General features: G+C 67.7%; 9 protein-coding genes. 6 read left to right on the forward strand and 3 right to left on the reverse strand.

What is annotated here, in order from left to right; translation table 11 throughout:
• Both FWJ67_RS10075 and FWJ67_RS10080 read right to left on the reverse strand, forming a co-directional pair.
• A partial coding sequence (locus tag FWJ67_RS10075) for a hypothetical protein (protein ID WP_414482771.1) occupies positions 1 to 587 on the reverse strand: 587 nt, incomplete at its 3' end.
• 45 nt (positions 588 to 632) lie between these two features.
• On the reverse strand, positions 633 to 1316 hold the full coding sequence (locus FWJ67_RS10080) for a response regulator (RefSeq protein WP_304175010.1): 684 nt from the start codon (positions 1314 to 1316) through the stop codon (positions 633 to 635).
• Positions 1317 to 1703: 387 nt separating this feature from the next.
• Here FWJ67_RS10080 and FWJ67_RS10085 point away from each other — a divergent pair, with 387 nt between their 5' ends.
• The 6 genes from FWJ67_RS10085 to ggt all read left to right on the forward strand — a co-directional run bounded on the left by FWJ67_RS10085 (position 1704) and on the right by ggt (position 8739).
• Positions 1704 to 2708 carry an ABC transporter substrate-binding protein gene (locus FWJ67_RS10085; protein ID WP_304175008.1) on the forward strand — a complete coding sequence of 335 codons (1005 nt, stop codon included), beginning with the start codon at positions 1704 to 1706 and terminating at the stop codon, positions 2706 to 2708.
• Between the two features lie 68 nt (positions 2709 to 2776).
• Entirely contained in the window at positions 2777 to 3865 is a 1089-nt protein-coding gene (locus FWJ67_RS10090; protein ID WP_304175005.1) for an ABC transporter ATP-binding protein, read from the forward strand.
• 6 nt (positions 3866 to 3871) lie between these two features.
• Positions 3872 to 5557: an ABC transporter permease gene (locus FWJ67_RS10095; protein ID WP_304175004.1), complete on the forward strand. Its 1686-nt coding sequence runs from the start codon at positions 3872 to 3874 to the stop codon at positions 5555 to 5557.
• A gap of 286 nt (positions 5558 to 5843) precedes the next feature.
• On the forward strand, positions 5844 to 6056 hold the full coding sequence (locus tag FWJ67_RS10100) for an acetyl-CoA carboxylase biotin carboxyl carrier protein subunit (RefSeq protein ID WP_304175002.1): 213 nt from the start codon (positions 5844 to 5846) through the stop codon (positions 6054 to 6056).
• Positions 6057 to 6280: 224 nt separating this feature from the next.
• The gene (locus tag FWJ67_RS10105; protein WP_304175000.1) at positions 6281 to 6670 is read left to right on the forward strand and encodes a secondary thiamine-phosphate synthase enzyme YjbQ; all 390 of its coding nucleotides are present in this window, start codon (positions 6281 to 6283) and stop codon (positions 6668 to 6670) included.
• A gap of 284 nt (positions 6671 to 6954) precedes the next feature.
• Positions 6955 to 8739, forward strand: a complete 1785-nt coding sequence (gene ggt, locus FWJ67_RS10110) for a gamma-glutamyltransferase (RefSeq protein ID WP_304174998.1) — start codon at positions 6955 to 6957, stop codon at positions 8737 to 8739.
• 169 nt (positions 8740 to 8908) lie between these two features.
• Here the strand turns inward: ggt and FWJ67_RS10115 are convergent.
• Positions 8909 to 9154: hypothetical protein (locus FWJ67_RS10115; RefSeq protein WP_414482424.1), on the reverse strand; the 246-nt coding region annotated here is incomplete at its 5' end.

The raw sequence follows: 9154 nt of genomic DNA on the forward strand, positions 1-9154 counted from the left end.
GCGGTCGCGATGGCCATCGGTTGGAGAGCGGCGGCCAGCTGGCCCTGGAGGTCGTTCAGGGGCAGTTCGATGACCAGGTGACCCAGCACCGCCTGGTCGGTCTCGTGACACATCTGGCATCGGGCCGTGTTCTCGAGAGGCTGCACGCTCAGGAGGGTATCCCGGTCGGTGATCAACACCGTCGGGCCGGAGGAGGGATCGGCGTCGGCCAGGACGGCCTGCAGGCTGGCCGGAAAGGCAGGACTTCGGGCTGCGACCGTCTCCGGTCGCGTTCCCACATAGAGACGGCCCTCATCGTTGAGCACCCAGGCCCCGGCAACCACGTCGTACTCACCCATCGCTCCCATGATGGTGGCCATCATGGAGCGGTCGTGGCGCAGCATGCCGTCTTCCAGGGCGGCAAGAACGGTCCGGCTGAGCCTGTCCGCCGAGCGGCGCGTGGCGTCGATGAGCTGATCCCGGTGCACCGAGGTCCCGAGGAGGAACGAGACCGTCACGCCGAGCAGGGAAACGCCCACAATGAGCACGGCCAGTTTGGTCGCCAGACGAGGCTGGCGCCACCTTTGACGAAAGGCTCCAGGCGACATGGGGCGTCCCTCCAGACCGGCCAGTGCTCCGCGCGAGACGGCGGACTACAACTCCCCCTCCATCTCCGCCTTATCCCAGTCGACCAGGCCCTTCTGGACCGCGTAGACCACCGCCTGGGTTCGGTTCTTGAGGTGGAGCTTCTGAAGAATGTTCCGCAAGTGGATCTTCACCGTGTTCTCGGCAATCCCAAGGGTTTCGCCGATCTCCCTGTTGGTGGAGCCCCGGACCAGCTCTTGGAGAACATCGACTTCGCGGGGGGTGAGGGAGGAGAGGTCGGGTTCTTCATCCACCCGTTCGGGAGTTGGCTTGACGAGCTCCATGAGAATCCGTGAAGCGACCGCACCCGACAGCCGCACCTCCCCGCGCCGTAACGCCTCGAGGACGTCAAAGAGCTCCTCCGGTTCAGCGCCCTTCAGCACATAACCTTCGGCTCCGGCCTTGATGGCTTCAAAGAGGTCGCGGTCGTCGTCGGAGACGGTGAGCATGACGATACGGGTCCCGGGCAGCTCTTCCTTGATGAGCCGGGTCGCTTCCAGGCCGTCGCATCCCGGCATCTCAATGTCCATCAAGATGACGTCTGGGCATGTCTTCCGGGCCTGGATGACGGCTTCCCGGCCATCACCCGCCTCGCCCAGCACGAGGATCCCTGGACGGGCTCGAAGGAGGGCCGCAAGACCTTTGCGGAACAGGGCGTGGTCGTCCACGAGCAAGATGCGTAGCGGGTGCATGTCATCACTCATTGGAGAGAACCCGTCGGCCTTCGCAGGAACACGACAGTCCGTTCTCGTGGGGGATTTGGCTTTCTCTTATCTCTTCAAAATGGATGCAGAGCGATCCTGCCCACGGGTGGCGTGGCGTTGGTTCTGCGGGACGAAGATCCTTGGAGGTTCATCACGGGCGAGATGGGATCTGCTTGGGGGCCGCCCTCATTTCCCGGGAAAGGGTGACGGGATCCGATCCAATCCCAGCTTGACCCAGCCCTCCCTTGACCTTTCGGACCCCTTCCAGGCTTTTCTGGCCGATCCCATGCCCCTTGGCACGAAATGGGAAGGGAGGTCGGAACCGACGCCGAACTCCCGATAGGGTCTGTCTGTCTCGAATGGGAGGGAAAAGTCTTGTTCCGCAAGCTGATTACTGGACTCGCCATACTGTTGGTGCTGGCAGCTCCCGTTTCCGGCCAATCGGCGGACTTGGTCGGGCAGGCCCAGCGGGAGGGGCAGGTCAGCTTCTACGCCAACATGACAGCCATCGAGCCCATCCTCGAGGCCTTCAAGGCGAAGTATGGGGTGGAGGCGCTCTACACGCGGCTCTCCACCACCCAGTTTGCGCCCACAGTACTCACGGAGCACGCCACCGGGCGGAACCGGGGCTCGGTCCTCCAGGCCCCCGTTCCTGTCCTGGAGATCCTCAAGGACGCGGGCGCCCTGGCGGCCTACGACTCGCCTGCGGCGGCCAACTACCCTGAGTGGAGCCGGGATCCCGATGGCATGATCCAGGTCTTCGGGATCGAGTACGTCGCCATCATCTACAACACCAACCTGGTCAAGCCCGAGGATGTACCCAAAAGCTACATGGATTTGACCGATCCCAAGTGGCGGGGCAAGATCGTCATGCCCGATCCCAGCGTCCACGCCACCACCATCCAGTGGCTCGTGGGCCTCAAGGAGGCCAACGTCTTCGGCTCCGAGGAGGCCTGGTGGGCCTTCGTGGAGGGCCTGGCCGCCAACGAGCCCATGTTCGTCGCCTCGTTCGGCCCCACCCCCGGCCCTATCTCCTCCGGTGAGGTGGCCCTGGGGATCTCCATGCCCAAGTACATCGTCACCCTGGCGCCCGCGCCTCTGGACTGGGCCCGGGTGAAGGAGCCTCTCTTCGGCACGCCGCGCGGGATTGCCCTGGCGGCCAGTGCGCCCGAACCCAACGCCGCCCGACTCTTCTTTGACTTCTGGCTGAGCCGAGAGGCCCAGGAGATCCTGGCCCGGGACGTGGGCGAGTACGTCCTCCACGCGGGGGTCTATCCGCCCATTGACGGGATCGACCAGGCCGAGGTCCTCCCGCTCAGGACCATGAGCGACCAAGAGCTGGAGGAGTGGGCGCAGGAATTCGCCCGCATCTTCCGGTAACCCGCACCCGCTGGGCCCAGCCTCCAGGGCTGGGCCCAACTGCAATGAGGCTCGAGGGAGGCCGCTTGATGGAGATCCGCATCACCAATCTGAACAAGACCTTCTCATCACCGGACGGCGATGTGGCCGCACTCAAGAACGTCACCCTGACCGTTCCCGCCAACCAGGTGACCACCCTCTTGGGGCCGAGCGGCTGCGGGAAGACCACCCTGCTGCGGTGCATTGCCGGGCTGGAATCGCCCGACAGCGGTGAGATCGCTTTCGGTGACCAGGTGGTCTGGTCCGGCCAGGGGAAGAAGCCCTATTCGGTGCCCACGGAGAAGCGGGGCATCGGCATGGTCTTCCAGACCTACGCCATCTGGCCCCACATGACCGTCTTCCAGAACGTGGCGTATCCCCTGGAGGCCCGGGGCTTACCCCGGGACGAGATCGCCCGGCGGGTGGCGGAGGCGCTGGAGTTCGTCCAGCTGGCTGGCTTCGAGCGCCGCCCGGCCACCGCCCTGAGCGGCGGCCAGCAGCAGCGGGTCGCCCTGGCCCGGGCCCTCGTCTCCCAGCCCAAGATCCTTCTCTTTGATGAGCCCTTGAGCAACCTGGACGCCAAGCTCAGGGAGGAGACCCGGCGGGAGCTCCGGCGGCTCCTCACCCAGCTGGGGGTCACCGCGCTGTATGTCACCCACGACCGCTCCGAGGCCCTCGCCCTCTCCGACCATGTGGTGGTGATGCGGGCCGGTGAGATCGTGGAGCAGGGGAGCCCCCAGGAGATCTACTTCCGGCCCAAGTCCCGGTTCGTGGTGGAGTTCCTGGGCGGCACCAACTTTGTGGAAGGCACCCTGGTGGCCAATGAAGGGGAGTGGGCTCGGGTGGAGACGCCCATGGGGCAGCTCCTCTGCCACGGGGCTGACGGTATGAGCCCCGGCCGGCGGGTGACGGTCTACATCCGGAGCGACGCGCTCAGCCCCGCCTCCCCCGAAAGCCAAGAGCCCAACCGCTTCCAGGGCCGGGTGGAGTCGCTGATCTTCGTCGGCGAGTACTACGACGCCGAGCTGCGGGTGGGCGAGACCCGCCTCATGGCCCGGCTGGCCACCACCCACAGCCTGGCCGAGGGCCAGGAGACGCCCATGACTATCGACCCCGCTGGCTGCCGGGTGTTGGAGTGATCGGCCATGCAGAGCGGGCAGATCGGTACCAAGTGGTTCATTGCGGTGCTCTTGGTGGTCGTTGGGGGGCTCACCCTGGGCCCGGCCCTCATGCTGGTGGTAGGGAGCTTCTCCCAGGGCCTGGGGGCGGTGGGGACCTTCACCCTGGAGAAGTACGCGCGGGTCTACAGCGACGCGCGGTTGCCCCAGGTGGTCCTCAATACGGTGATCTACAGCTTCGGGTCGGCCTTCTTGGCCACCACCCTGGCGGTGATCCTGGCCTACCTCAACTTCCGCACGGACATCCCCTTCCGGGGTGTGCTTCACCTGCTGCCGGTGGTCTCCATGATGATCCCCCACCTGGCCTACGGGTCCAGCTGGGCGCTGCTCCTCAACCCGACCAACGGCATGCTCAACCTCATCTTGCAGGAGTTCGGCCTGGGTCCCATCAACATCTACTCCCTTCCGGGCATGATCTTTGTGGAGGGTCTCCTCGACCTGCCCGTTGCCTACCTGGTGATCGTGGCGGCCATGGCCTCCTTTGACTCGTCCCTGGAGGAGGCCTCATGGGTGAGCGGCCGCTCCCGGGCGGCCACCTGGTGGCGGATCATCCTGCCCATCCTCCGCCCGGCGATCCTGGCCGCCATCACCCTGGTCCTCATCCGGAGCATCAGCGCCTTCGCCATCCCCTCGGTCTTGGGGATGCCGGGCCGGATCGAGGTCCTCACCACCTTCATCTACCGGCTGATCAACGTCGGCTTCGTGCCCGACTACGGCCGGGCGGCGGCGGTGGGCGTCAGCGTCTTGGGGGCCGCGGTGGTGCTGGTCTACCTCTACCGCTACCTGACCGCCCGGAGCGAAAGGTTCGTCACCATCTCCGGCAAGGGGTACCGGCCCACCATCAGCCGCCTGGGGGTCTGGCGGTGGCCTTTGGGCCTCTTCGTCCTCCTGCTGGGGATCTTGCTGGTGGTGCTGCCGGTCTTGGTGCTCCTCTACACCTCGCTCGTGCCCTACGTGATGGCCCCCAGCGCGGAGGCCTTCCGCCAGCTCACCTGGCGCAACTGGACCCAGGTGCTGGGTGACCCCCTCACCCTCAGGGCCCTGCGGAACAGCATCATCCTGGCCCTGGGCGGGGCCACCTTGGGGATCATCCTCTCCACCCTGACCTCGTACGTCGTCGTCCGGGTTCGCACCCGGAGCAGCGCGGTGCTGGAGGCGCTCACCTTCCTCTCCTTCTCCTTCCCGGGGCTGGTCATCGGGGTGGGCTTCATGTGGCTCTTTGCCCGCACCGACCTCTACGGCACCCTGTGGGCCCTCCTCATCGGCTACGTGGCCGTCTACCTGCCCTACGGTATCCGGCCCCTCACCAGCACCTTCATCCAGATCAGCAAGGACCTGGAGGACGCTTCGGCCGTAAGCGGGGCCGGCTTTTTCCGGACCTTCCGGAAAGTGGTGGCCCCCCTGGCCTTGCCGGGGGTGCTCTCGGGCTGGACCCTGCTCCTGGTCATGTTCGTCCGGGAGCTGGACGTCTCGACGGTTCTCGCCCGGCCTGGCTCGGAGGTGCTCTCAGTCCAGCTTTACCGGGCCGTGGCCGACGCCCTCTGGGGCCGGGTGGCCGCCCTGGGGTTGATCATGGTGGCCATCTCCACAACCTTGGTCCTCATCGCCAACGGCCTGGCCAGCCGCTTCTCGCGGATGGGCAAAGCCGGCTGACGGCGCCGCGCCGCGGCGGCCGGGCCGTGGCCTTGGCCGGCAGCAAGCGCAACACCCAGCGGCAGAGAGACGAAGGCCAAGCCCGCCCATTCTGGGGCGGGCTTGGCCCTTTCGGCCCTGGCCCGCGCCTGCCCGGCCCGCCGGCAGACGTCCCCCGCGACCCAGCCCCGGGGAAGCCCCGCCGCGCCGGACCGGACCGACGGTAGCCCGGGGGTGAGAGGAATGGGCCGGATGATGGCTAACTTTTCAGTCACCTTGACTTGGAGACCAGGAGGGACCGGAAGCGGTGAAGTCGATCGCGAGCGAGATGGCCGGCATCCTGCTGGACCTGAAAGTGGCGGTGGGTGACCAGGTGCAGGCGGGGCAAGAGGTGGCGGTGATCGAGTCGATGAAGATGCACATTCCCCTCAACAGCCCAGAAGGGGGCGTGGTGCGGGCCATCCACGCGCAGCCGGGCCAGTTCGTCAACGCCGGCGACCTGATCGTGGAGTTGGAGTAGCGTCGGAAGGCCCCTTCACCGACCGGCCCGGACACGGAGCGACCCTTGGTGGGCTGCCAGGATCCTGGGCGGGATTCGGCCTCCCACCTCCGGGGCCGGCCGACCGCGCCCCGAGAGACCTCTGACCCCTGGCTACGCCTCCCGCTTGATGCCCCCCGGAGAGGCTTGGGCTATGATGGAGGGGCCCAGGACGGCAAGCCTGACGGAAACATGGAGGGATGACGGTGGAGCGCATTTCGGTCGAAAGCCGCGCCGCACGGGAATGGATCGACGTGACCGACCGGGTGGCCCAGGTGGTCGCGGGCCTGGCGACCACGCCCCAGGCGGTGCTCCTCTTCTGCCCCCACACCACCGCGGCGGTGACCGTCAACGAGGGCTACGACCCGGCCGTGGCCAGTGACGTCCAGCGGGCCCTGGACGCCCAGGTGCCCCAGGTGCCCTTCCACCACGCGGAAGGGAACTCACCCGCCCACCTGATGACCAGCCTGGTGGGACCCTCGGTTCTGGTCCCCGTGGAGGGGAAGCGCCTCCAACTGGGCCGGTGGCAGCGCATCTTCTTCTGCGAGTTCGACGGGCCCAGACGGCGGGAGTTGTGGGTGCAGCCGCTGGGGTGAGGCCGGCGGCTCGTTCAAGGCCGGCACCTGGTGCGGCCCTCAACAGGAGAGAGCGGTGGAGCGGGCGGCAGGGCCGCCCGCCGCTCCACCCCCTTCGCCCGACGCGCTCAAGAGGCGATCAGGTTGTCCACATAGTTCTGCTTATTCTATCATACATGAAGAGTGCTCGCCCGGCGTGCCCGCGGGCGGGCCTGCCGCAACGGAACCGAGGGCGGATGGCAACGACGATGAAGGAGGCTGCATCCGACGTGATGTGGTGCCGGGTCAGAAGGACCGGGTTCCTGATGATCCTGCTTGGCGTGCTGCTGGCTTCCGGGACCATCCGGGCCCAAACGTCCTATGACGTGGCCACCGTCGCCGAGACGGGCATGGTCTCCAGCGCCCATCCCCTCGCCTCCCAGGCCGGCCTGGAGATCCTGCAGAAAGGCGGTAACGCCATCGACGCCGCGGCGGCCGTCCAGTTCGCCCTGAACGTCGTCGAGCCGGCCATGACCGGCATCGGCGGCGGCGCGTTCATCATGATCTACTCGGCCGAGGAGGGCCGGGTCATCGCCATCGACGCCCGGGAGGAGGCCCCCGCCCGGTACCATGAACGGGTCTTCCTTGACGAAGAAGGGAACGTGATCCCCTTCGCCCATCGCCGGACGGGCGGGAACGCGGCGGGCGTCCCTGGTACTCTGGCGGGGTTCGCCAAGGCCGTGGAGCTCTACGGCACCCTACCTCTGGCCGAGATCTTGGAACCGGCCATCCGGCTGGCGGAGGGCTTCGAGCTCTCGGAGCTGGACGCGAGGCGGCTCAACGCGGCCCGGGAGGACCTGGCCCGCTTCCCCTCCACGGCCGCCATTTACGTCAAGCCCGACGGCTCCCCCTGGCAGGCTGGGGATCTTTTTGTCAACCGGGACCTGGCCCAGACCTTCCGGCTCATCGCCGAACAGGGCCCCGACGTCTTCTACCGGGGCGAGATCGCCGACGACATCGTCCGCGCTGTGAAGGAGAGCCCCATCAACCCAGGGGTGATGGAGAAGAGCGATCTGGAGAGCTACCGGGCGGTCCTGCGGGAACCGGTGCGGGGCACCTACCGGGGCTATGAGGTGGTCAGCATGGCGCCCCCCACCTCGGGCGGGATGACCCTGCTGGAGATCCTCAACATCCTGGAAGCCTACGATCTGGCGAGGCTCGGCTGGGGGAGCCTGGACGCCCTCCACCTCTTGAACGAGGCTCAGAAGGTGGCCTTCGCCGACCGGAACCTCTTCATGGCCGACGCCGACTGGGCGGATGTGCCCGTGAGCGGGCTAATCAGCAAGGCCTTTGCCGCAGAACGGCGACGCCTCATTGACCCGGTCCACGCGCTGCCCGCCCCCGTGCCCGCGGGCGATCCTTGGGCGTACGAGACGGTCCTGACCCGTCCCGCGAGCCCCTTCGGCTCCAACCAGGCGGAGGAGGGCGCCCACACCACCCACTTCACCGTGGTCGATGGGGAGCGGAACGTGGTGGCCGTCACCTCCACCATCGAGTCGGAGTGGGGCAACTTCCTGGTGGTGCCGGGCCGGGGCTTCCTGCTGAACAACCAGCTGACCGACTTTGACCCCGTCCCCGTCGCCGAGGACGGGAGCCTGGTGGCCAACCGGCCCGAAGGCGGCAAGCGGCCCCGGCGGACGGCCCTGAACCCTGAGGACCGGTACAGCTACGGCGGCAAGCGGCCCCGGAGCAGCATGACGCCCACCTTGGTCTTCAAGGACGGCCAGCCCTTCCTGGCCGTGGGCTCGCCGGGCGGCTCCCGGATCATCGGGATCGTCCTCAACGTCCTCACCAACGTCATCGACTTCGGCATGGATCCCCAGCAGGCCATCACCGCCCCGCGGGTGGTCAACCGGGGCGGGCCCATGGAGATGGAGGCGGAACTGTACGACGCCTCGCCCGGGCTGGTGGCCGCCCTGGAAGCCCGGGGCCACCAGGTGCAGCGGACCGAAAGCTACGGCGGGGCGCATGCCATTCTGATCGACCCCGCAACGGGCCGGCTTCTGGGGGGCGCCGATCCCCGCCGGGGCGGCTCTGTCGCGGGGTACTAGCCCACCAAGGGCCGGGAGCCTGCCAGGGGCAGGGCCTGGGCAACGGATCCGATGCGAGCCACCCTTCGGCCGTCGGATGCGGGCGAGAACCGGCAGCGGCTCCAAGAGCGAAAAGCATCGACCAGGACGGCCGGGGCGTGCAGCCCCGGCCGTCCCCTCCCGCGGTCCGTTACCTGGGAGCCTCGGAAGCGAAGGGGAAGAGCCGGGGGTCGTCGAGCCGAATCCGGCCGGCCAGGAGGGCGTCGGCGAAGGCCTCCAGGTTGGGGAGGTGGAGGCCGGGCCAACCGGCGTAGAGCCCCGCCCCGTCCAGGTGGACCGCCCCCAGCCCGGCCCGGTTGGCACCCAAAACATAGGGCTCAGCCCCCGCTGCCTCCACCACCCCTTCCACCAGCCGGCCCGCCCAGGGCACCGGCCG

Source organism: Limnochorda sp. (assembly GCF_047459355.1).
Classification (GTDB): Bacteria; Bacillota; Limnochordia; order Limnochordales; family Limnochordaceae; genus Limnochorda.

Bases quoted from the DNA above. Each gene is read 5' to 3' on its own strand.
- FWJ67_RS10080 (WP_304175010.1), bottom strand. From the start codon at position 1,316: ATGCACCCGCTACGCATCTTGCTCGTGGACGACCACGCCCTGTTCCGC.
- FWJ67_RS10090 (WP_304175005.1), top strand. From the start codon at position 2,777: ATGGAGATCCGCATCACCAATCTGAACAAGACCTTCTCATCACCGGAC.
- FWJ67_RS10095 (WP_304175004.1), top strand. From the start codon at position 3,872: ATGCAGAGCGGGCAGATCGGTACCAAGTGGTTCATTGCGGTGCTCTTG.
- ggt (WP_304174998.1), top strand. From the start codon at position 6,955: ATGATCCTGCTTGGCGTGCTGCTGGCTTCCGGGACCATCCGGGCCCAA.